The organism is Streptomyces sp. NBC_00988 (genome assembly GCF_045162645.1).
In the GTDB taxonomy this organism is placed as follows: Bacteria; Actinomycetota; Actinomycetes; order Streptomycetales; family Streptomycetaceae; genus Streptomyces.
Genome location: NZ_CP108730.1, coordinates 2,552,790 through 2,574,002, shown reverse-complemented (window position 1 = coordinate 2,574,002; position 21,213 = coordinate 2,552,790). Strand labels below are relative to the sequence as shown.

Here is a 21,213-nt window from a genome sequence, read left to right as displayed (position 1 = left end):
GGTGGTCCTGGCGCAGTGAGTTGATCTTGGCGTCCAGCTGGTTGATCATTGGGGCCCGTGTCCGAGACCCCGCCGCTGCCGACCCACGCGGAACTGCTCGCGCTCGCCGGCGAGTTGCGGAGCGAACTGGCGGCGACCCGGGCGGAGCCGGCCGCCGCCCGGACGGAGATCGCCGAGCTGCGGGCGGAGAACGCCGAGTTCAAGCGGCGCCTGGGGATGAATTCGAAGAGCTCCTCCAAGCCGCCGTCCAGTGACGGGCTCGCGAGGCCGGCGTCGCTCCGCAAGCCCTCGGGCCGGGGCCCGGGCAAACCCCGCGGCGGTGCCGGGGGCGCGCTGATGCAGGTCGCGGAACCGGACGCGGTCGAGGTCCACTCCCCGGCCGTCTGTCATGGGTGTGCGGGCGACCTGGCGTCTGCCGAGGTGGTCTCCATTGAGCGGCGGCAGGTCTTCGACCTTCCCGAGATCCGCCTGCGGGTGACAACACCGCATCGAGCACCGCTGCTGCGCGTGCGGGCAGATCACCGCCGCGACCCCGTCCGACGCCCCCGCGGCCCCGGCCCAGTAAGGACCGCGGCTGAAGAGCCTGGCCGTCTACCTGCTCACCCGTCAGCACCTGCCCTGCCAGCGGTGCGCCGAACTGCTGGCCGACCGCCTGGACGCCGAGGTCGCCACCGCGACCCTGCTGAGCTGGGCCGGGCAGGCCGCCGACGCGGTCGCCCCGCACACCGGGGCCGTACGCCGACAGCTCATCGAGTGCGACGTGGTCGGCTTCGACGAGACCGGCACACGCATCGCCGACCGCACCTGCTGGGTCCACGCCGCCTGCACCCGCTCGCTGACGCTGGACCAGGTCCCCCCTCAAGCGAGGCGTGCAGGCGTTCGGGGATCGTGCTCCTGCTCCGGCGGGTCGGACTCCGTCGAGGTCAGGCGGCGGGCCTGCATCGCGCCGACTGCCATATGCTCGCGGGCGGCAGGCGATGTCCGCGGGCCCCATATCCACGTCGTCCGGCGGCAGAACCCTCATGCCTATGACCAGGACATCGACGAGCGATATGAGCCAGCGGCAGCGATCTGCTCCTGGTCAACGAGTTCCGGGAGCCTTTGGGGTCACCGATGCCGCCCGATGCGATCAATGAGGTGTTCGAGGAGCTGGGGCGACGAGCCGGCCTGGAGCGGTCGGTCTCTCCGCACATGTTGCGGCATGCCATGGCCAGTAATGCCGCCGACGCGGGCGCGAGCGAGGACGAGCTGCAGGCCCTCTTGAGCAGACGCGGATCACCGTACCGATCTCCGCCGGTCCAATCACGATCTGCGACTACGGCAAGGTTGGAATCAACGCGTTGCGTCCTCCGACCGGGACCTGAGGCCGTCGCCCGTGGCCGACCGGGCTGCCAGCCGGTCGGTCAGTAGGCCGGCCATGGCGCGCACGCCGTGGCCGATCGCCCGCTCGTCGGCGGCGAAGTCGGGGGTGTGCGGCGCGCCGTTCATCCCCGACTCGGCGTCCGCGACGCCGAGGTAGAACTGCGCGCCCGGCGTCTGGTTGAGGAACAGTGCGAAATCCTCGCAGTTGAAGGGCCAGGATGCCCGGGCCCATACGACGGACTCCGGCCCCAGCGCCGCGCTCAGGTACTGGCCGGCCGCCGTGCTGAGCTCCGGCGAGTTCACCATGGCGGGGAACGGATCGCCCGGGAACTCAACGTGTCCGCCCGCGGCCGCCGCGAGCTGCCTGACCTGCGCGCGCAGCTCCGGAAGCCGCTCCTGCGGCCAGACCCGCAGCAGTACGTTGGGGATGGGCTCGGCGTCGGGCGTCTGCTCGGTCCACTGGGCGACGCACACGGATTCCTGGATCGACGCGGCGATCTCGGGCTCCAGCAACGCGTTGAAGCGCGCGTTGTAGTCGGCGATGCTCTGCGGGAACCCGACGGTGCCGAGCTCCGCCACCTCGGCCGCGACGGCGGCGACGGCCACGTCGTCGCCGCCCGGCAGCACTATCCGGAAATGGTCGAGCCCGGGCAGGCCGTATCCCGGAGACACCCCGATGGTGCCGGAGGGGAACGGACTGCAGTGCAGCGCATAGAACTCGCGCGGCGCGAGCCTTTGCACCAGGCCGGTCTCCAGCATCGCGCGCGCGCCCTGCAGGGGCTCCTCGGCCGGCTGGAAGACGAACACCAGCCGGCCGCGTACCGGCTCAGAGCCCTGAGCCAGCGCCCGAGCGACGCCGACGCCGATCGCCGTGTGCAGGTCGTGCCCGCACAGGTGCGCTACGCCGGGGACGCGCGAGGCGAAGCCCTCGTCGAAAACCCTTTCCGACTGCGCGAAAGGCAGCACGTTCGTTTGCGCGTCGACGGCGTCCATGTCCGCCCGGTACGCCACCGTCGGGCCGTCCGCGGAGCCGTCGAGCACCGCGAGGACTCCGTGCCCGCCGACGCCGGTCGTCACCTCGAGCCCGGCCGCCCGCAGCTGCTCCGCGACCAGCCCGGCCGTCTCCCGCTCCTCGCCGGCGAGCTCGGGGCGGCGGTGGATCTCCCGACGGAGCTCTATCAGCTCTTCGTCTTGTGATGTCACGTGGCAAAGGTGGCGAAGCGACTGCCGGTACGCAACTGATTATCGCGGCGCCGGCGCCGAGCCAGCCGGGCCTTGGAGCCGCTCGATCCCGAGGCGAATTTCGGCCCGACTGCGACCTAAGCGGGGGCGTATGGCGTCCTCACCTCGCTGTCCTCGGTGAACAGCGAGGCCAAGCGATCTTAGCCGTACACCATCACGGCGAGCGCAGATACTCAGTACGCCAGGACCACCGAACCAGTCACGTCTTGGCCTGCGGGACATGCTCGGATGGGTGCCTCAACCATCCACAGTGCTGCGTTTCACCACGTTTGCGAAGGCGGTAGGTGCCCTGCCCAGGAGGTGGCCGGCCACGGAAGGGCTGCCGAAGAGTCCATGGGATTCGTAGTGCGCGAACATGGCGGCCAGGTCGCTGATGGCGGCCCATGTCATGGTTCCCCGGTCGCGTAGTGTCTCAGCGGCGGCCCGCGGCTCCGTCGCCGGGCGCGAGCCGGTGACCAGGGCACTCATGTCGGCCATGGTGAGGACGTCGGGCCCGGCGAGTTCGTACGCACCGTAGGCGTACGCGCGGTCGGTGAGTACAACTGCCGTCGCCTCGGCGACGTCGAGCAGGTCGATCGGGGAGAACCGCCCTCGGCCACCGAACGGAAGCTGCGGTTCGTCGCCGCCCAGCAGGCTCTGGGCGGTCTGCGCGTACATGGCCGGGCGCAGTATCACCCAGGGCAGCGGGCCCTGACGGATGCGGAGTTCGGCACGGTGTTTGCGCAGATGGTGCGGCAGGTGCGGATCGTCGGGCTGCAGTACGGAGTGGTATCCGAACAAGCGGACTCCGACGGCCGCGGCTGCGTCCAGGGCGTTGCCGACCAGCGACTCCTCCGCCTGGTTGAAGGCGGGCGGCAGCACATGCACGGTGTCGGCGCCGTCGAAGGCGTCCCGCAGGGAAGACGGGGCGGTCAGATCGCCGATCACGGTCGACGAGGCCCCGGCCGCGGCGGCTCGCTCAGCAGCGGCCGCGGACCGCACGACGGCCCGGACCGGGATTCCCCGACCGGCGAGCGCGGCGATCACCACTCGGCCCGTCCGACCGGCTGCGCCGACGACGGCGACCCATGCGGCATCGCCGTCCGGATTGCTGTTCACCATGAGTCTTCCCTTCGTCCGGCCAAGCGGGCACGGTCGTCGGTGGCGGGACGACGTGCCTGACGGGCGGGGCTCGCCATGAGCCGGTGAACGTGAGGTCCTGTCACAAGTCGAGGACGAGGCGTGGGCATGCGGCCCGGGACACACAGATCATCATCGTGTCCGTCTCGTCCGTCAGGAGGGAGTCCCGGTGGTCCGGGATGCCTTCGAGTACCGGGGTCTCGCAGGTACCGCAGGTTCCCTCCTGGCAGGAGGAGACGACCATCGCTCCGGCCTCCTCCGCCACATCGAGGATGGAACGGTCCGGCGGGACGGTGACGGTGACGCCTGTCTGGCTCAGGACCACCTCGAACTCGCTGTCCCCCTCGGGCCCGGCGGTGGCCTTCGGCGTGAAGTGCTCGACGCGGATCGTCAGACCCTGCCGGGCCGCCGCCTTCTCCGCCGCGTCCAGCAGGCCGTTCGGGCCACAGCAGTACACGACCGCTCCAGGCCCCGCGGACCGCATGATGGACGCAAGGTCCGGGAGTCCCACCTCGTCCTGTGGATACAGGCGCACCTTGTCGCCGTAGCGGGTCAGTTCCTCCCGAAGCGCCATGCTCGCGGTACTGCGGCCCCCGTAGTGCAGCGTCCATCGGTCCCCGGCCGCCGCTGCCGCGGCGACCATCGGGACGAGCGGAGTGATACCGATACCGCCGGCGATGAAGACGTACTCTGCGGCGGACGGATCGAAGCAGAAGTGGTTGCGTGGACCGCGACCGGCGACGTGTGTGCCCGGATGCAGCCGGTCGTGCACGAACGCTGAGCCCCCGCGGCCGTTCGGCTCGCGGAGAACCCCGATCCGCCACACATCACGGCGCGCAGGGTCTCCGCACAGTGAGTACTGGCGCACCAGGTCCGGACCCAGGGCGAGATCGATGTGGGCTCCCGGCGCCCACGGAGGAAGGGAACCGCCGTCGCGGGGACGCAGGCTCACCATCACGATGCCCTCTGCCACGGTCGCCCGGTCGGTGACGACGAGCGCCAGGTCATGCTCCTCGTCGGCTCCGCGGCCTGGGGCGCAGGTCGCTGGATTCACGACATCGCCTTTCAAGACGCGGCCCCCTCGGGCGCGCGCAGGTCGACAAGGCAGCCGGTCAGCGCGTCGATCCGGGCGTCGCGGCGCCAGACGAAGTCCTGATCCGGCAGCTGGGCGTCGGGGTACCTGTCGAGGAAGAGCTCCAGTGTCACCTTCATCTCCAGCCGGGCCATGGGGGCACCGACGCACGTGTGCTGGAAGCGGCCGAAGGCGAGGTTGTCCTCGGTGCGGCGGATGTCGAAGGTGTCGGGTTCCGCGTGATGCGTCTCGTCCCGGTTCGCCGAGGGGTACAACAGCGTGACCATGCTGTCCTTGGGGATGGTTACCCCGCCCACCTCGACGTCGTGAGTCGTCACTCGGAAGGCGCGCTTGGCGACGGTGCGATAGCGGAGCATCTCGGTGATGGCCTGGTCGATAAGGGACCGGTCGGAGCGGAGGAGTTCCCACTGCTTCCGATGCGCCAGGATGCTCGTCATGCCCCAGTTGATCGCCTGCGCGCTGGTCTCGAAGCCTGGCGAGACGATCGAATGGATGCTCTCCGCGATGTCGCGTGCCGTGGGCATTTCGCCGTCGGGCTTGCGGGTCCGGGCCATCACCGAGGTGAAGTCGTCCCTGGGCGTGGCGCACCGGTCCTCGGCGATCGCGTAGATGTAGTCCCAGTAGTCGGCGACCGTCGTCGCGCATGCGTCGATGGCGGCCGGATCGGTGAGCCCGAGACCGTTGAGCTGGAACACGGCGTCGATGGAACGCTCGATGAAGGGGAGATCGGCGTCGGGGATCCCCACGATGTCGCCGATGACGCGCAGGGCCAACGGCATCGAGTAGCCGTTGATGAAGTCGAACGGGCCGTCCTCATGAGCGCTCAGGAGACTAGCCGCGATCGCCCGGATGCGCGGCTCTCTCTCGGCCACCCGGCGTGGGGTGAACGGCGCCTGCAGCAGGGCACGCGCCGGACGGTGATGCGGATCGTCCTTGACCAGCGGGGTGAGGGCCGACGGATAGACGGCCTTGCCGTTCAGCTGGGGGAGACGGTTCCGCACGATCTCGGCGACCTCGGGGAACGGCATCGCCCTGCGGGACGAGAAGTTCTTCTTGTCCCGCAGCACCGCCAGGATGTCCGCCCTGCCGGCGACGGCCCACATCCCCATACGTTCGGCGAAGAACACCGGCGACTCCCGGCGCGCCTTCGCCATCGTCACGGTCGGCTCGCTGAGTTCCCCGGGAGCGAGTGGATCGTATGTTGCGTGCCACGGACAGTGCTTCTGCGGCGTGCTGTTCACGGCGCCGTCGGTGTGCTCGTGCTCCGACACTTCGCGTCCTCTCTGACGACGTTCGGGCCGGCGGATGGCACTGCCGGCCGGTGCTCGGGATGAGCCCTCGCGCACGTCCGTCATCCTCGAAACGAGGAATCGACGGCCTTGGGGTGTGACTGGTGTGACATGACACGATGGGAGAGCCCGGCGACAGCGGTGTTGGCCGAATCGGAAGCGGGCAGGCCACCCGGGAACCGACGGAGAGGCCGTCTGAGGACGCATCGTGCCGCTCAGTGGTCATACGTCGACCGGGACGGTGAACGGCGGGACGGCGGTCTCGCTGTTCGTTTGGGTGCCTGTCTTCAATCGGTCACCCCTGTGGATCCGGGATCGCGTGGTTCAGTCATCGTATGAGCGGGGCGCGTCCGAGCAGTGATATGCGTTGACCTGCAATGCGACCTGAGTCACAGCCCACGGCGTCGGAGGGCGGGCCCAGGGGCTGTCCGCCGCCGTAGGCGATCCCGGCGTCACGTGAAGCCCCAGGGCCGAAGAGCGCGCGTGCTGTCAGCCCACGCGGGTGTCTGGAGGGGAGCAGGGCACCGAGGTCGGCCGGTCCGGCACCGCGCAAGGCCCCATTTCCGGGACGTTGATGGTGTGACCGAGCCGATTCCGTTTCGTCTGCAGGTAGGCGCGGTTGTCGGGCCGGATCGCTGGTACGAGGGGGACACGTTCGGCAACGTCCATTCCCTGGGCCTGGAGGCCGTCGGCCTTCGCAGGGTTGTTGCTGAGCAGGGTGAGGCGTCCGATCCCGAGCCGCCGCAGGATGTCGGCGGCCGGTCGGTAGTCGCGGGCATCCACGGGATGGCCGAGGAGCAGGTTGGCGTCGACCGTGTCCCATCCGGTGTCCTGGAGGGCGTATGCCCGCAGTTTCTCGACCAGCCCGATGCCGCGGCCCTCGTGGCCGCGCATATACAGCACAACCCCGGCTCCGTGTTCCGCGATCGTGCTCATCGCCAACTCCAACTGGTCGCCGCAGTCGCAGCGTTGTGAGCCGAGCACGTCCCCGGTGAGGCACTCCGAGTGCACTCGCACGAGAGGTGCCTCGTCGTCGGCGAGGTCGCCCATCACCAGGGCGATGTGCTCCGTGCCCGCTGGGTCCCGGTGCCCTGTCGCAGTGAACACGCCGTACCGAGTGGGCATGCGGGCCCCGACGAAGGGCTCTTCTCTCCCGCGGACGTGCTCGACGATGTCCGCCACGTCGAGGATCGGAATGTCCAGTCGGCCGGCCAGTGCCGTCAGGTGGGCACGGTCGGCCGCCCATCCCTCGTCGTCGAGGACCTCGCAGATCGCCGCCGCGGGTCCCAGACCGGCGAGCCGGGTGAGCTCCACGGCAGCCTCGGTGTGTCCGCGCCGCTGAAGCACGCCGCCGTCCATCGCTCGTAGCGGGAAGACGTGACCGGGCCTGCGGAGGTCCTGCGGAAGAGTGCGCGGAGAGGCGAGAGCGCGCACCGTGGCGGCCCGGTCGGTTGCGGAGATCCCGGTGCCCGTCGACACCGCGTCGACGGAGACGGTGAACGCGGTGCCATGTGTGTCGGTGTTGCGCTCCACCATCTGCGCCAGGCCCAGGCGGTCGGCGATCGAGCCGGCGATCGCGACGCAGAGCAGTCCCCGGCCCTCGCTGATCATGGCATTGACCGACGCCGCCTCCATGTGCTGGGCCGCGGCGACGAGGTCACCCTCGTTCTCGCGGGAGGCGTCGTCGACGACGAGGACCATGCGGCCTTCGCGCAGGGCGGCGAGCGCGGTCTCGACCCGAGTCGTGGCTGGTGTCGTCCCGACTGTCATGTCCGGCCTCCTCGATGATGGCTTGCTGGGATCCTCGCGCGGGGTGGTGGCTCGTGTCGGGGATGCAGGTCCGGTCTCCGAGTGACTTGACGCACACATGGAACGTAGCCGAGGAACGCGCACCCGGACGCGTCACGACCGGCGAGACGGTTCACAGCGGGCGACGTCGGCGCAGTGACCCAGGTCGCACGGTTCGGGGAACGAACGTCGTTGTACGGGCTCCGGCCGCGGTCCTACGGTTCGGTCGATCCGGCACGACGCATCGGTCGGTGTGCCGGATCCCGATGCCACGGGAACGCGACGATGCGCCAGGAGGTTCCATTTGTGATGCCGGATCACCAGAAGCCGTCCGCAGCCGAAGTCGCGCAACCGGTACCGGTCGCGCTCCTCATGGAGACTGTCCGATGATTACCCGCCCGGGGAGGCTGGCTGGCAAGGTGGTGCTCATCTCCGGGACCGGTGGTGGGCAGGGCAGAGCGGCGGCGCGTGTCTTCGCCGGCGAGGAAGCGATCGTCGTCGGGTGTGACATCGACCCGCTGACCGCGCAGGAGACCGTGGAGATCGTCCGGCGCGACGGATTCGAGATGTACTCCACGGTGGTGGACCTGACGGATCAGGAACAGCTCAGGGGCTGGATCGACGGCGCCGTGGCTGACCACGGAAGAATCGATGTGCTTTACAACAACGCCGGCCGTCATCGCAATGGCGCGTTCCCGGATCTGTCTGAGGAGGATCTGGACTTCACCCTGCGCAACGAGCTGCACCTGGTCTGGAACGCCTCCCAGGCCGCATGGCCGCATTTCGCGTCGCGGCCGGGCGGGGCCATCGTCAACATCGCTTCGACGTCAGCCCTGATCGGGTCGAGGGTCTACAAATCGGCGGCGCATCATGCGGCCAACGGAGCGATCGTCTCCCTCACCCGCGCACTGGCCGGCGAGGGTGCCGAGATCGGTTTGAGGGTCAACAGCATCTCACCGGGGGTCATCAGCTCCCCTCCCGTGCAGCGCATGCTGGACAGGGACGGCGATGACGCGATGTTCATGCCGTTCGTGAGAGCGACGGCGTTCCAGAAGCTCGGTGCGCCGGAGGACATCGCGTACGCGGCGCTCTATCTGGCCTCGGACGAGGCCAGATATGTCAACGGGGCCAACCTGGTCGTGGACTGTGGCACGACCGTTCTCGTCAACTGATCAAGGAGGATCCATGTCCGAGGACCGCGACCCGTCCGGCTTCATGTACCCGTCGAGCCGGATCCCGTACCGGAATCGTGAGGGGAAGTCCCTGCTGCCGGGCGGAGCCAAACTGGCATGCCTCATCTACATCGCGCCCGAGCAGTGGCAATGGGGCGTCAACGAGAAGATGGACGTCCCGGCCATGTGGCGGCACGGGGAGGAGTACCAGTCCTGGTCGACCCGGACCGCCGTCCAGTACGGCTTCAATGTCGGTCTGTACCGCATGCAGGACGTGTTCAAGAAGCATGACGTCAAGATCACGCTCTGGACCAACGGCACCGTTGTCGAGCAGAACTTCGACGTCATCAAGGAACTGGCCGACTACGGTCACGAACTCGGCGGGCACTCCTACAGCGAGGGGCACCCCATGCCCACCGGGGACCGGGCCTTCCAGGAGGACTCGATCAAGCGCTCCATCGATCTGCTGACCTCCGTCACCGGCCGACGCCCCCTGGGCTGGCTCGGCCCGGGTGCCAAGGCGGACCAGAACACGATCGAGCTGATCGCCGACCACGGCTTCACCTACAACGGCGACCTCCAGGACGACGAACTGCCGTACTTCCTGCACGTCGGTGACAAGACCCTGACGGTGATCCCCTACCGTTTCGTGGGCAACTTCAACGACCTGCTGCTGACCACCACCCTGGGCGCACCGCGGTCGGTCGGTGAACTCACCAGCTACGTCGTCGAGGGATTCGACGCCTACCACGACGCGGCCCAGACCCACCCGCTGATCTTCAACTACGGGATGCATACCCTGATCAGCGGCCGCCCGGACAACATCAAGGGTCTCGAAGCGCTCATCGAGAGGGCCCGCAGCTACGACGACGTCTGGATCGGCACCTACGGTGAGCTGGCCGAGTTCTGGCACAAGGAGTACAGCTCGCTCATCCCCGAAGGTGGGGGCGACATCATCCTCTGACCGTCCGGCCCGCTGCCCGGCGCGGCCGGGGCCCGCCGGCTTCATCCGGCCGGTCCCACTCCGTCCAGTGCCGGCGGCCCGTCATCACAGGTAGGAATGCGCTGTGACCGCTGGCGCCGATCCGGTCGGGCGTGCGTGGGAGCTCAGTTTTCTCGCTGGGCTCCCGCCCGCCGCGCAACAAGAACTGCTGGCGAGCGCGCACGAGGAGGAGATCGTCCCTGACCAGAACGTCTACCGCGAACTGCTCAAGCCACGGTTCTCCTACCTCGCCCTGGTCGTCTCGGGGATGCTGCGCTCGTACATCACCTCACCCGGCGACCGGCGCATCGCGGCCCGTTACTGGAGCTGCGGCCAGGTCGTCGGTCTGACGTCCGTCCTGCTGCGCGGGGCGCCCAGCGGTGTCGAAGTGGTGCGGCGGGGTTCGCTGCTACGCCTCGATCCCATGGTGATGGAACGGCTCGGCAGAACCGACACGCAGGTCGCGTGGGCGATCGCCCAGGAGCTGGCTCGGCGACTGGCCGAGGGTGCTGTGAACCACGTGCCGCAGGCGTTCGGATCTGTGCGGGTACGGGTGGCCTGGCACCTGATGCGACTGGCCGTGGACATCGACGAACAGCTGGTCGTGAGGGCCACTCAGCAGGAGCTGGCCGACTCCGTGGGGTCCGTGCGTGAGGTGGTCGCCCGGGCACTGCTGGGCCTGTGCGGCGAGGGAATCCTCGCGCGTGAGGGGACGCTGCTCGTCGTCCGCGACCCGGCTCGGCTGGAGGCCCTCGCATCAGGCCTGGCCGACTGAGCGAGCAGGCGCGGGGGGTCATGGAGGCGTGAGCCGATCCCGGTTTCCGAGCACGTGCAGGAGTTCGAGCGCCGCGTGCAGTTCCGCGACGCGCTCCCGGACACCTCGCCCGCGGAGTTCCTCGGCTCGCCTGAGGCGGTACACGATGGTGTTCCTGGCCACCTGGAGCTCCCGTGCCGAGGCGACCAGACTGCCTCCGGTGCCGAGGTAGACGCGGACTGTCTCCCGGATGTCCGCGGTCCTGTCGTCATCTGCGGCGAGGTCCCCGAGCTCGCGCGCGATGAACCAACGCGTGGCGTCCGGGTCCCCGGTCAGCAGCGACACCAGGCACAGCTGGTCATAGTCGGCCAGCCATCCGCCGGTCGCCGCGAGGGTCGCGACCCTTCGGGCCTGGAGGGCCGTCCGGTGACCCGCGCTGAATCCGCCGAGGCCGTGGGCCGGGTCGCCGAGGGCCACCAGGACACCCTCCTCGGTGTCGGGACTGGTGCGGATGAGCGCGAGGTCGTCCTCGCGGAAAGCGGTCGCACGCCCTATCCAGGCCCACAGGACGGTGTCGTCCTCGGTGACGATCAGCGGGTTCCCGCAGCCGAGCCGCCGGGCCAGCATGCCGACCAGGCGGCGGATCCGCTCCGGGCGGACCCGCCCCAGGTGGGACTTCGCGGTCCACGCGACGAGGGCCAGGTGGTGCCCCGTCAGGTCGTAGTTCAGCAGCCGCCCGGCATCGGCCGGATCGGTCCCACCCCCGCCGAGCAGGGAGACGACCGTCGCACGGCGGGCGGCGTCCGTACCGGCCGTCCAGCGGACGCGCTCGGCCTTGTACGCCTCGGCGACATCGGCGAGCTGGATGTTGTGATACCGGAACAGCAGATCGGAGATGGCCCGGTAGGCGCCGGATCGCTGTGCGGCCGGCGTCTCCCGGTCGACGACCTCCAACAGGGTTTCGTTGAGGAACTGATGCCCCAGGGTGACGCCGCCGAGGGCGTGCTGCAGCTCGACACCACGACGAGCGAAATCGGCCGCCACCGCTATCGCGTACTCGGTCGCGTGGGCGGGTTCGGTGCCCCGCGCGAGGTGGACGAGGACGTCCAGGATCCGTGACTCCGCGCTCTGGCGCAGCTTGCGGGCGGGACCCGGCCCGCCTCCGACCTGGGGAACGTTCTCCAGGACGAAGCAGCACAGTCTCTCCGCGGCCCAGACCGCCCACTCGACGGCGTCCGGTCCGATCACCACGGAGGCGGTCGCTCGGTGTGCCTCGGTGGTCAACGGAGCGGGCCGGTCGTCGGCCGCCAGGCCCGGGGGCGGACGCAGTGCCCGGAGCACCGTCCGCATCACCTCGGGGTCAGCGGCCAACAGTGACGTTCGCATCGGTCCGGGGCATCGGCGCCGCGAAGGTCACGGTGGTGGTCCGGCGGGCGATGCGCCACTCGCCCTCGACGCGGCGGAACACGTCTGTGTAGTAGCCGACCTGGGTCACGGGGGGAGGCGGCGGAGGTCCGTCGCCGGTCGGCGGACCGTCGACGCGGAAGGTCGTGAAGTACGACGTCCCTCGCGCTTCATCCGGGCCGAGGACATCGACCATGACGTTGGTACACAGCCGGCGTGAGGTGATCTGGGGGGAGAAGGAGCCGAAGTACCGGGCCAGTTCGGCCCGTCCCTCCGACCGCAGACCGTGCGTCGGCAGTTCCCAGATGCCGTCCTCGGCGAAGAGCGCCGCGATCTCCGTGGCGGGGCTGCCCTGGTCGAGGTGCCAGGCGAACTGGTGGATGAGCCGTTCGCAGCTCAGCACCGCCACGACGCGGTCCTGCGATTCGGCGTCGGTGAGGGGACTCAATCGGACTCCTTCGCTCTGGCGGACGTCGCTGTCCGCGTCTGCGCGTGCCGCGCCTCAGGGCCGGCTCCGACCATCGTCCCGACGGGCACTCCACCTGTCCGGTACCTACGTCACAGCCGGGCACGACCTGGCACACACTCCTGCGCGGGCCGGTCGGCCGGCCTGCCGGAACGCCATGATCACGATCGCAGGATTGGACGATACGTCCAAGACGGAGGGCGGCTCCCGCGTCTTTCATGGATGTGTGCCGGACGACGGCAGCGACGCCGGTACCGGGTACCGGCCGACACACCAGGAGGTGCGTCAGTGACTCGATGGACTCCGCCCCAGTACCCCACCGCGGGCCTCCCGTCGGCGGGGGAGGACATCGTACGGCGGGCCAGGGACCTCGTTCCGCTGCTGCGTTCTCACGCGGATCGGGCGGACCGGGAGAGGATCATCCCCGAGGCCGTGATCCGGGCCCTCGACGAGGCCGGGATGTGGCAGCTGACCGTTCCCCGGCGCTTCAGCGGACACGAGACGGACATCACGACCTTTGTCCGGGCCGTGACCGAACTCGGGCGGGGCTGCGGCTCCGCGGCCTGGGTCACCATGATCTCCAACGCGGTGTCGTGGTTCGTGGGGATGCTGCCCGGCGATGCCCAGAAGGAGGTCTTCGGGGCCAGGCCCAACGTCCCGCTGTGCTCGGTCAAGACCCAGACGCCGGACGCGCGGCGGGTCGAAGAGGGCATCGTCGTGTCGGGTCGGTGGACGTTCGCGTCCAATAGCCTCAACGCCGAATGGACGCTGATCGGTGTGCCCGTGCTCGCGTCGGACGGGACCTGGGTGGAGGCCGGCCAGGGCCTCGTGCCGATGTCCGACATCACCGTCGAGGACACCTGGGACGTCACCGGTATGCGCGGGACGGGAAGCAACACCCTCGTCGCCGACGAGATCTTCATCCCGGACCACCGGGTGTTGCCGCTGGACTCGGCGGGAGAGGGCGGGGTGCCCACCGAGTTCTCCGACGAGACGCTCTACCAGTCGGCGTACATACCCGTTCTCGCGCTGATCCCGGCGGCCCCGCTGCTCGGCCTGGCCACCACCGCGCTCGAACTGTCCCTGGAGAGACTGCCGAAGCGCCCCGTCGCCTACACCGGCTACAAGAGCTCCGCCGATTCGCCGACGGTGCAACTGGCCGTCGCCGAGGCGAGTGCGAAGATCGACATGGCGTACTTGTGCATGTGGCACGCGGCGGAGGAGATCGACGCCGTGGCCAAGGCCCACGAGACCATGCCGTTGCTGGACCGGGCGCGCATCCGCCGGGACGTCGCCTTCATCACCCGGTCGTGCCAGGAGGCGGTGGAAATCCTCCTGGACGCCAACGGCGCCTCGTGCTTCGCCCATGCGAACCCCCTCCAGCGCATCTGGAGGGACGTCGAGACGGGCAGTCGGCACGGCATGCTCGTACCCGGCGTGAACCTGGAGGTCTACGGGCGCGCCCTGCTCGGCGCCGATCTCGATGCCTGGACCACCTAGGACCTCCCGGTTTCCGAAGATCCCTGACCTCACCCGTCCCTCCTCCGGGAGGAGTTCGGCGCAGGCTTCCCACGGCACCGCAAAGGGGCGGAGCAATGTCCGAATCACACGACCCACACGTCGCCCTGACCAAGGACGCCCGGTGACCGGCGCGGTGATCGCCGGTATCGGGGAGATCCCGGCGACCCGGCGTCCGGCACCCGGCATCGACACTCCCGGTCTGCTGGTGGCGGCGGCACGCGCGGCCGTGGCCGATGCAGGACTGTCCCATCGCGATGTGGACGGGATCGGCGTCTCCTCTTTCCTGCTCGCCCCCGACCAGGCCATCGACCTGGCGTGGCAGATGGGGCTGACCACTACCTGGCAGGCTCAGGACATCCTGAGTCTGGCGCTGCTGCAGCAGGCGGTGCGCGCGGTCGAAGCAGGTGACGCCTCCGTCGTCGTCCTGGTCGCGGGGGACAGAATGACGGGCAGTGGGTTCACCGCGATGATGGAGCAGGGCTACAGCACCATCTGGCGCGACCACCTCGCACGCCTGCCGGTCGGCGGACCCAACGCCCTGTTCGCGCTGCTCACCCAGGCACACATGGAGCGGTACGGACTCACCCGTGAGTCCTACGGCCGGCTGGCCCTCTCACAGCGCCTGTGGGCGGCGCGCAATCCTCGTGCCCTCTACCGTGCTCCGCTTTCGATCTACGAATACCTGGCGGCGCCCCGCGTCGCCGACCCGCTGTGTATTTACGACTGTCCTCCTCTCGCGGCCGGCGCCACGGCCGTCGTGGTCGCGGACCGCGACCGGCTCAGGGGGCGAAAGCGATCGCGTAGGCGCATCGCGGTACGCGCCGTCGCCGCCTCGTACAACCATGACCACCAAGACGGGGACGGGCTGACCACGGGAATCTCCGCCCTCGCCCCCCGGCTGTGGAAGCAGTCCGGCGTGGCGGTGGAGGACGTCGACCACTTCGAGATCTACGACGACTACCCGGTCATGGTCCTCGCCCAGCTCCAGGATCTCGGACTCTTCGACGACCCCGGATCGTTCATCGCGAGTCGGTCGCCCGACGCACCCTGGCAGGGGATCAACACGTCGGGCGGCCTGCTCTCCGGCGGCCAGTGCGGGGCCGGCGGCACCATGAAGGGGCTTGTCGAGGCGGTACGTCAGCTGCGAGGCGCGCGCGGCGCGGGTCAGTTGGCCGACGCCAGACTCTCCGTGGTGACCAACTACGGACTTGTCCCGTACCGGTACGGGGCCGCTGCGGTCGGCGCGGTCCTGGAGCGCACCCGGTGAGCGCCGGAGAGCCGTTCGTGGTCACGGTCTGCGTGACGTGTGACCGGGCCGCCTACCCGCCGAGAGCCGTGTGCGCCGGATGCGGGGCGTCGGAGTGGCGCCACACCCCCGTCGCCGGGGGAGTGCTTGAGCACGCCACGATCCTCCGGCGGGTCGCCGGAGTCGCCGGGACGAGCACCGTGGCCCTCGGCGTGGTGCGGCTGGAATCCGGCAGCCGTGTCATTGCGCGGGTGAAGGGACGTCCGGCACTCGGCTCGGCGGTCGCACTGTCTCTCAACGAGGGAGCCGTACTCGCCAGTCCGGGTAAATCCAAGATCAAGAAATGGTGGAAGGGAGCATGACCATGGGTGACCGTCCTGTCGGCCCTCTGGCCGGTATTCGGGTTCTCGACCTGACCCATGTTCTCAACGGGCCGTTCTGCACCATGCTGTTGGCCCACATGGGAGCCGACGTCATCAAGGTCGAACACGGCGCCGGCGACCGTTTCCGGCACTCCTGGATGCCGTCCGACGCGGGCCGCGACGGGTACGAGTCGCTGGTCGTCAACGCGAACAAGCGGTGCGTCACGCTGAACCTGAAGGATCCCCGCGGAGGCGAGCTGTTCGGGCGACTCGTCGCCGCGTCCGATGTCGTCGTCGAGAACTTCTCGGTGGGCGTCATGGACCGGCTGGGGTACGGCTACCACCGGTTGAAGGAGATCAACCCCAGGATCGTCTACGCACGCTCCAGCGGTTACGGCAACGACGGCCCTTATGCCGGCGTACCCGCTTTCGCCGTGACGATCATGGCCATGTCCGGCTGGACGGACTCGGCCTGGAACACCTCGGGGCACCCGGGCTCGAAGCCGCTGGGCATGGGTGACGAGGCCGCCGGGGTCTCGATGGCACTGGGCATCTGCGCGGCTCTCGTCGAGCGGGAGCGCACGGGCTCCGGCACCAGTCTGGACGTCTCCATGCAGGAGGCCCAGATGGGGTTCATGGTCAGCTCCTTCCACACGCTGTTCGAGAAGCAGGAGGTGGCCACCGCCCCGGCCGAGTGCCTCGACGGGTTCGTCAGCTTTCACATGCCCGACCTCGATGACCGGCGCTGGAGCAGGTTCTGCGTCTCGATGGGACACCCCGAGGGAATCGAGGACCCGCAGTTCCTCACTCCGCACGACCGGCGGATCAACTTCGACAAGCTCATGCTGCGCGTACGGGAATGGGTCAGGGAACGGACCCGCGACCAACTGTGGGAGACGTTCCGCACCGAGAAAATACCCGGTGCTCCCGTGCTGGGGCTGGACGAGGTCATCGAGGACGACCACATCCGACAGCGGGGAGCGTTCGTCGAGGTCGAGCATCCCCAGGCCGGAACTCTGACGATGCTGCGCCCCTGGATCCGCTTCGACGACCGCGACACGACCATCCGGCACGCCGGACCGGGTATCGGCGAGCACAACCAGGAGGTCTACGGCGAACTCCTGGGCCTGTCGGTACAGGACGTCGATCGGCTCACAGCGGAGGGGGTGCTGTAAATGGGCACCCCAAGCGCGGTCGAAGCGGATGCCGTGCTCGCCGCCTTCGGACGCTGGTACGCCGCCCATGAGTCCGGAGACGTCGAGGGGCTGGCCCACGTCCTGGCTGAGGATGCGGCGGTTCACTCGTTGTTCCGCTCTGCCCCGGTCACTGGCCGTGAGGCCGCGCTGGCTCACTTCTCCCGGACCACTTCGACGTTCAGCGAATTGGAGATGGCCCTAGTCCCGCCCCCGGCCGTCGGTAGGGACGCGGTGCTGGCCGAGGTGGTGTTCACGGGCGCGTTCACCGGCGAGCTCATGTGGGGTGGCCGGCTCCACCACGGCACCGGTCGACGCTTCACGGTGCCCGGAGTCCTCGTCGTACGTGTCCGGGCGGGTCGTGTGACCTTGGTCCGCACGCTGTTCGACCGGGACGACTGGCTGCGGCAGGCCGGAGTGATCTCGTCATGACCTCACACAAGCGAAGGAGTTCCCGATGACCGCACCCCTCCTGCCGCCTCGGGTGGACGTCACCCAGGACACGGGCAAGGACACGCTGATCCGACTGGTCCGCCAGGAGTTCAAGGACTGCTTCGAGATGTTGGTGGAGGCCGACGAGAAGCAGTGGCACACCCAGACTCCGTGCGAGCTGTGGGAGGTCCGGGACATGGCCGGGCATCTGCTCGACGCGGCCTACGGCTATCTCGGGTACTTCCGGCAGGGCGAGCACGGCTGGCCCACCGAGGAGCCGCGCGGCATGCGCGCCTACGGCGACGCCTTGGGCATCAGCGCTCTGGAGTACCGGAAGGTGCCCCGCTGGGAGGTGCTCGGACGCCTCGACGCGTGCGCGACCCTGCTCTTCGACTACTTCGACCGGCTGAGTGACGAGCAGTGGACCGCGGGTCCCGTGCCGCACGCCTGGGTCGGGCCGGTGCCGGGCTTCATGATGGCGGCCTTCCAGCTGATGGACTACTCGGTCCACAACTGGGACCTGCGCAAGGCCCTCGGCAAGGACGACTACGTCGAGCTGGAGGCTTCCGACACCCTGGTCCCGTTCATGTTCGGACTGATGCAGATCACCTTCGCCGCGGAACGGGCCGAGGGCGTGGACCTGACGGTGGGCATCCACCTTTCCACGTCGAAGGACGAGCACTGGACCGTGCGGGTCAAGGACGGCGCGCTCACGTACGAGCCGGGCAGACCGAAGAAGCCCGACGCCAGCTTCAGCTTCCCCTGCAACGAGTTCTGCCTGGACGTGTACCAGCGGACGCGGGGCGGAACCGCCTTCGGCGACAAGAAGGCGATCAAGAAGTTTCGCAAGCTCTTCTTCACGATCTGAACGATCCGTCACACACCAGGCATTGAGACGCTCACCAGCGCCCCGAAGGAGGAAGGCCCGTGACCGAGATCCGTACGCTCGCCCGGTTCCTCGCCGACGGCGCGGAGCGCTGGCCGGACCGGCCGTGGTGCACCGCTCCCGACGGCGAGGCCACACGTGCACAGGTCCGGACAGACGCCATGCGCTGTGCCGGTGGCCTGCACGCTCTGGGTGTCGGTGAGGGAGACCATGTCGTCCTCCTGCTGCCGAACGGCCTGGAATTCCTCCACGCCTGGTTCGGAGTCGTACTCGCCGGGGCCGTCAGCGTGGCGGTCAACCCGCTTGCCGCCGGAACCGAACTCGCGTCCGTGCTGGAGGGCACGGGCGCCCGTGTCGTCGTCGCCGCACCCGGCGTGACCGTGCCCGCCGGCACCACCGCGACGAGCGTGGACGAACTGCGCCGGGCCGCTCCCGCCGAACCCGTCGACGGACCGGCGGACCGGCCCGCGTCCTACATCCAGAGCTCGGGCAGCACCGGCGAGCCGAAGTTCATCATCGAGACCCACGGCATGTACACGCTAGCCGCGGAGGGCTATCCGTACTGGCTGGGGCTGGCCGAGGACGACGTACTGCTCACCAGTCTGCCCCTTTCGCACCTCAACGCCCAGGCGTACTCGACCCTGGGCTCCTACGGCTGCGGAGCCCGGCTCGTGCTGCTGCCGAAGTTCTCGGCGAGCACCTTCTGGGAGACGGCACGCGACACCGGGGCGACCGTGTTCAACGCGATCGGCGCGATGCTGGAGATTCTCGCGGAGCGGGCGCCGTCCCCGGCCGAGAGGGCACATCGACTCCGGGTCTGCTACTCGGCTCCTGCCCCGGACGAGCGGCGTCATAGGCAGATCGAGGAGCGGTTCGGATTCCGCCTCGTCATCGGCTACGGGCTGTCCGAGTCCCCGTACGGGCTGATCTGCCCGGTGGACGAGCCTCCCGTGTACGGGTCCATGGGCAGACCGCGCCAGCACCCGCGACTGGGCGAGATCAACCATGTGCGGATCGTCGCGCCGGGAACCTCTCGCAGCGTCACTCGCGGGGAGGTGGGGGAAATGCTGTTCCGCAACCCGGCACTCACCCCCGGCTACTTCGGGATGCCGGAGGAGACGGACGCCGTCCTGCGTGACGGCTGGCTCCACACCGGCGACCTCGCGAGGCGTGACGCCGAAGGCAATCACTTCTTCGCCGGCAGGCTCAAGGAGATCATCCGACGCCGAGGCGAGAACCTGTCCCCGGCCGAGGTGGAACTGGTCCTCGACACCCACCCCGCCGTGTCCTCCAGCGCCGTGATCGGGGTGCCGTCCGCCCTGTCAGAGCAGGACGTGAAGGCATTCGTCCTGCTGCAGCCAGGGACATCGGCCGACGCCGAGGAACTCGGACGGTGGTGTGCTCAGCGGCTTCCCCCGTACAAACGGCCGCGCTACCTCGAGTTCGTCGAGGAATGGCCGCTCACCGAGACCCAGAAGATCGCGAAGAAGGAGCTGCCCCTGGACCGGACCCCTGCCGAGGTCGACCTCGCACAGTGATCGGCTCCACCCGAAACCATGAAAGAGCAGGAGAGAACATGAACGACGTCACTTTCGTCGGTCTCAACCACCTCGCACTGGTGACCAACGACATGGACAAGACCGTGCGCTTCTACCGCGACGTACTCGGCATGCCGCTGGTGGGCACCACCGGCAACCGCGACGAGGGCTACCCGTACCGGCACTACTTCCTCAGCATCGGACGCGGTGCCTCGATCGCCTTCTTCGAGTGGCCCGAGGCCGAGATGCCCCCGCGCAAGGACTCGGGCATTCCCACGACCGGGATCCAGTTCGACCACGTCTCCATCGGCGTCGAGACCGACGAGGACCTGGCCGGCATCCGCAAGAAGCTGGCCGAGGCCGGTACGGACGTCAGCGAGGTCATCGACCACGGGCTCGTCCGCTCGGTGTACGCCACGGACCCGAACGGCATCTCCATCGAGTTCTCGGTCAGCGCGCGCGATCTCGACGCCGATCCGTGGTTCGACGACGCCAAGCCGGTGCCCGCCGTGCTGGAGCAGCAGGCGGACTGACGGCCATGACACTCTTCGAAGCCGACCTCCCCCCGATGACGACATCGATCGGTCGTTCGACCGCGGACGGCATCTGGGTGCAGGGATACAACCTCGCCGACGAACTGATGGGGGAGGTCGACTTCGGGAGCACGTTCTTCCTCCTCGTCACCGGCCGGCTGCCTACGGCGGGGGAGGGCCGGCTCTTCAACGCCGTACTGGTCGCCCTGGCCGACCACGGACTCACCCCGTCCGCACTCGCCGCCCGGCTCACCTACACCGGCGCGCCCGAGGCCGTGCAGGGCGCGATCGCCGCTGGGGTGCTCGGTGCGGGATCGGAGTTTCTCGGCGTCTTCGAGAACGCGGGTCGCATGCTGCGGGCCGCTGCCCCGAGCGAGGAAGCCGACGACGCGGAACTCGACCGGCTCGCCAGGGGGATCGTGGACGCCCACCGCAGTCGCGGGGACCGGCTGCCCGGCCTTGGCCACCCCTTTCACAAGGGCGTGGACCCGCGTGCGGCCCGGCTGTGTGCCATGGCAGAGGATCATGGCCTGCTCGGCCCGCACACCCGGTTGATGCTCCGGGTACAGGACCACGCCACCTCCCCGTCGGGGAAGTCCCTGCCTCTCAACGCCGGTGGAATGTGCGGGGCGTTGCTGTGCGATCTCGGGATCGACACCGCCGCGCTGCGTGGGGTCGCCGTCGTGTCCCGGGCAGCCGGGATCGTCGGCCACCTGGCCGAGGAGGCACGTGCTCCGATGGGACGAACTCTCTGGCACCTCGCCGAACGTGAGGCGCACTACCGGCCCCGCCGGGCTTCCGGCCCGGCGGCCCGAACGAAGGACTAGACGC

The 21,213-nt window shown here is 69.1% G+C and carries 20 protein-coding genes and 2 pseudogenes; 15 read left to right on the top strand and 7 right to left on the bottom strand.

Going from position 1 to position 21,213, the window contains the following annotated elements; all coding sequences use genetic code 11:
* Window positions 1-57 precede the first annotated feature (57 nt).
* The 3 genes and pseudogenes from OG496_RS11710 to OG496_RS11700 all read left to right on the top strand — a co-directional run.
* Window positions 58-267: pseudogene (locus OG496_RS11710) on the top strand (DUF6444 domain-containing protein); the annotation flags it as partial.
* Between the two features lie 307 nt (window positions 268-574).
* Window positions 575-823, top strand: a pseudogene (locus OG496_RS11705) (transposase); the annotation flags it as partial.
* A 248-nt stretch (window positions 824-1,071) separates the two neighbouring features.
* The gene (locus OG496_RS11700) at window positions 1,072-1,410 is read left to right on the top strand and encodes a tyrosine-type recombinase/integrase (RefSeq protein ID WP_405976616.1); all 339 of its coding nucleotides are present in this window, start codon (window positions 1,072-1,074) and stop codon (window positions 1,408-1,410) included.
* Here the strand turns inward: OG496_RS11700 and OG496_RS11695 are convergent.
* The 5 genes from OG496_RS11695 to ribA all read right to left on the bottom strand — a co-directional run bounded on the left by OG496_RS11695 (window position 1,333) and on the right by ribA (window position 7,875).
* A complete protein-coding gene (locus OG496_RS11695) occupies window positions 1,333-2,565 on the bottom strand; it encodes a M20 family metallopeptidase (RefSeq protein ID WP_405970784.1) in 1,233 nt (410 codons plus the stop codon). The genes OG496_RS11700 and OG496_RS11695 overlap by 78 nt on opposite strands.
* A 276-nt stretch (window positions 2,566-2,841) precedes the next feature.
* Window positions 2,842-3,705, bottom strand: coding sequence for an SDR family oxidoreductase (locus OG496_RS11690; protein WP_405970783.1), 864 nt, complete (start codon window positions 3,703-3,705; stop codon window positions 2,842-2,844).
* A gap of 100 nt (window positions 3,706-3,805) precedes the next feature.
* Complete coding sequence (locus tag OG496_RS11685; RefSeq protein ID WP_405976615.1) at window positions 3,806-4,678, bottom strand: PDR/VanB family oxidoreductase; 873 nt, start codon at window positions 4,676-4,678, stop codon at window positions 3,806-3,808.
* 110 nt (window positions 4,679-4,788) lie between these two features.
* On the bottom strand, window positions 4,789-6,087 hold the full coding sequence (locus OG496_RS11680; RefSeq protein ID WP_405970782.1) for a cytochrome P450: 1,299 nt from the start codon (window positions 6,085-6,087) through the stop codon (window positions 4,789-4,791).
* A gap of 507 nt (window positions 6,088-6,594) precedes the next feature.
* Complete coding sequence (ribA, locus tag OG496_RS11675) at window positions 6,595-7,875, bottom strand: GTP cyclohydrolase II (protein ID WP_405970781.1); 1,281 nt, start codon at window positions 7,873-7,875, stop codon at window positions 6,595-6,597.
* A gap of 404 nt (window positions 7,876-8,279) precedes the next feature.
* Between ribA and OG496_RS11670 the strand changes: the two genes are divergently transcribed.
* The 3 genes from OG496_RS11670 to OG496_RS11660 all read left to right on the top strand — a co-directional run bounded on the left by OG496_RS11670 (window position 8,280) and on the right by OG496_RS11660 (window position 10,822).
* The gene (locus OG496_RS11670) at window positions 8,280-9,065 is read left to right on the top strand and encodes an SDR family NAD(P)-dependent oxidoreductase (RefSeq protein WP_405970780.1); all 786 of its coding nucleotides are present in this window, start codon (window positions 8,280-8,282) and stop codon (window positions 9,063-9,065) included.
* A 13-nt stretch (window positions 9,066-9,078) separates the two neighbouring features.
* Window positions 9,079-10,029 carry a polysaccharide deacetylase family protein gene (locus tag OG496_RS11665; RefSeq protein WP_405970779.1) on the top strand — a complete coding sequence of 317 codons (951 nt, stop codon included), beginning with the start codon at window positions 9,079-9,081 and terminating at the stop codon, window positions 10,027-10,029.
* A gap of 103 nt (window positions 10,030-10,132) precedes the next feature.
* Window positions 10,133-10,822: a Crp/Fnr family transcriptional regulator gene (locus OG496_RS11660; RefSeq protein WP_405970778.1), complete on the top strand. Its 690-nt coding sequence runs from the start codon at window positions 10,133-10,135 to the stop codon at window positions 10,820-10,822.
* Window positions 10,823-10,840: 18 nt separating this feature from the next.
* Here the strand turns inward: OG496_RS11660 and OG496_RS11655 are convergent, their stop codons facing one another.
* Together OG496_RS11655 and OG496_RS11650 are read right to left on the bottom strand one after the other, a co-directional pair.
* A complete protein-coding gene (locus OG496_RS11655; protein ID WP_405970777.1) occupies window positions 10,841-12,187 on the bottom strand; it encodes a PucR family transcriptional regulator in 1,347 nt (448 codons plus the stop codon).
* Window positions 12,162-12,653 (bottom strand): nuclear transport factor 2 family protein, encoded by a 492-nt coding sequence (locus OG496_RS11650; protein WP_405970776.1) that lies wholly within the window; start codon window positions 12,651-12,653, stop codon window positions 12,162-12,164. The genes OG496_RS11655 and OG496_RS11650 overlap by 26 nt, the downstream gene beginning before the upstream one ends.
* Before the next feature lie 306 nt (window positions 12,654-12,959).
* On the opposite strand from OG496_RS11650, the gene OG496_RS11645 reads away from it, so the two are divergent.
* The 9 genes from OG496_RS11645 to OG496_RS11605 all read left to right on the top strand — a co-directional run bounded on the left by OG496_RS11645 (window position 12,960) and on the right by OG496_RS11605 (window position 21,209).
* Window positions 12,960-14,171, top strand: a complete 1,212-nt coding sequence (locus tag OG496_RS11645) for an acyl-CoA dehydrogenase family protein (protein ID WP_405970775.1) — start codon at window positions 12,960-12,962, stop codon at window positions 14,169-14,171.
* 142 nt (window positions 14,172-14,313) lie between these two features.
* Entirely contained in the window at window positions 14,314-15,459 is a 1,146-nt protein-coding gene (locus tag OG496_RS11640) for a thiolase family protein (RefSeq protein ID WP_405970774.1), read from the top strand.
* A complete protein-coding gene (locus OG496_RS11635) occupies window positions 15,456-15,800 on the top strand; it encodes a Zn-ribbon domain-containing OB-fold protein (RefSeq protein ID WP_405970773.1) in 345 nt (114 codons plus the stop codon). Before OG496_RS11640 ends, OG496_RS11635 begins: the two co-directional genes overlap by 4 nt.
* Before the next feature lie 2 nt (window positions 15,801-15,802).
* Window positions 15,803-16,975: a CaiB/BaiF CoA transferase family protein gene (locus tag OG496_RS11630; RefSeq protein WP_405970772.1), complete on the top strand. Its 1,173-nt coding sequence runs from the start codon at window positions 15,803-15,805 to the stop codon at window positions 16,973-16,975.
* On the top strand, window positions 16,976-17,425 hold the full coding sequence (locus tag OG496_RS11625) for a nuclear transport factor 2 family protein (RefSeq protein WP_405970771.1): 450 nt from the start codon (window positions 16,976-16,978) through the stop codon (window positions 17,423-17,425).
* A gap of 25 nt (window positions 17,426-17,450) precedes the next feature.
* Window positions 17,451-18,293, top strand: coding sequence for a maleylpyruvate isomerase family mycothiol-dependent enzyme (locus tag OG496_RS11620; protein WP_405970770.1), 843 nt, complete (start codon window positions 17,451-17,453; stop codon window positions 18,291-18,293).
* A 59-nt stretch (window positions 18,294-18,352) separates the two neighbouring features.
* Window positions 18,353-19,849, top strand: a complete 1,497-nt coding sequence (locus OG496_RS11615) for an AMP-binding protein (RefSeq protein WP_405970769.1) — start codon at window positions 18,353-18,355, stop codon at window positions 19,847-19,849.
* Window positions 19,850-19,887: 38 nt separating this feature from the next.
* Entirely contained in the window at window positions 19,888-20,382 is a 495-nt protein-coding gene (locus tag OG496_RS11610; RefSeq protein WP_405970768.1) for a VOC family protein, read from the top strand.
* 5 nt (window positions 20,383-20,387) lie between these two features.
* Window positions 20,388-21,209, top strand: a complete 822-nt coding sequence (locus OG496_RS11605; protein WP_405970767.1) for a citryl-CoA lyase — start codon at window positions 20,388-20,390, stop codon at window positions 21,207-21,209.
* The last annotated feature ends 4 nt before the right edge of the window (window positions 21,210-21,213 follow it).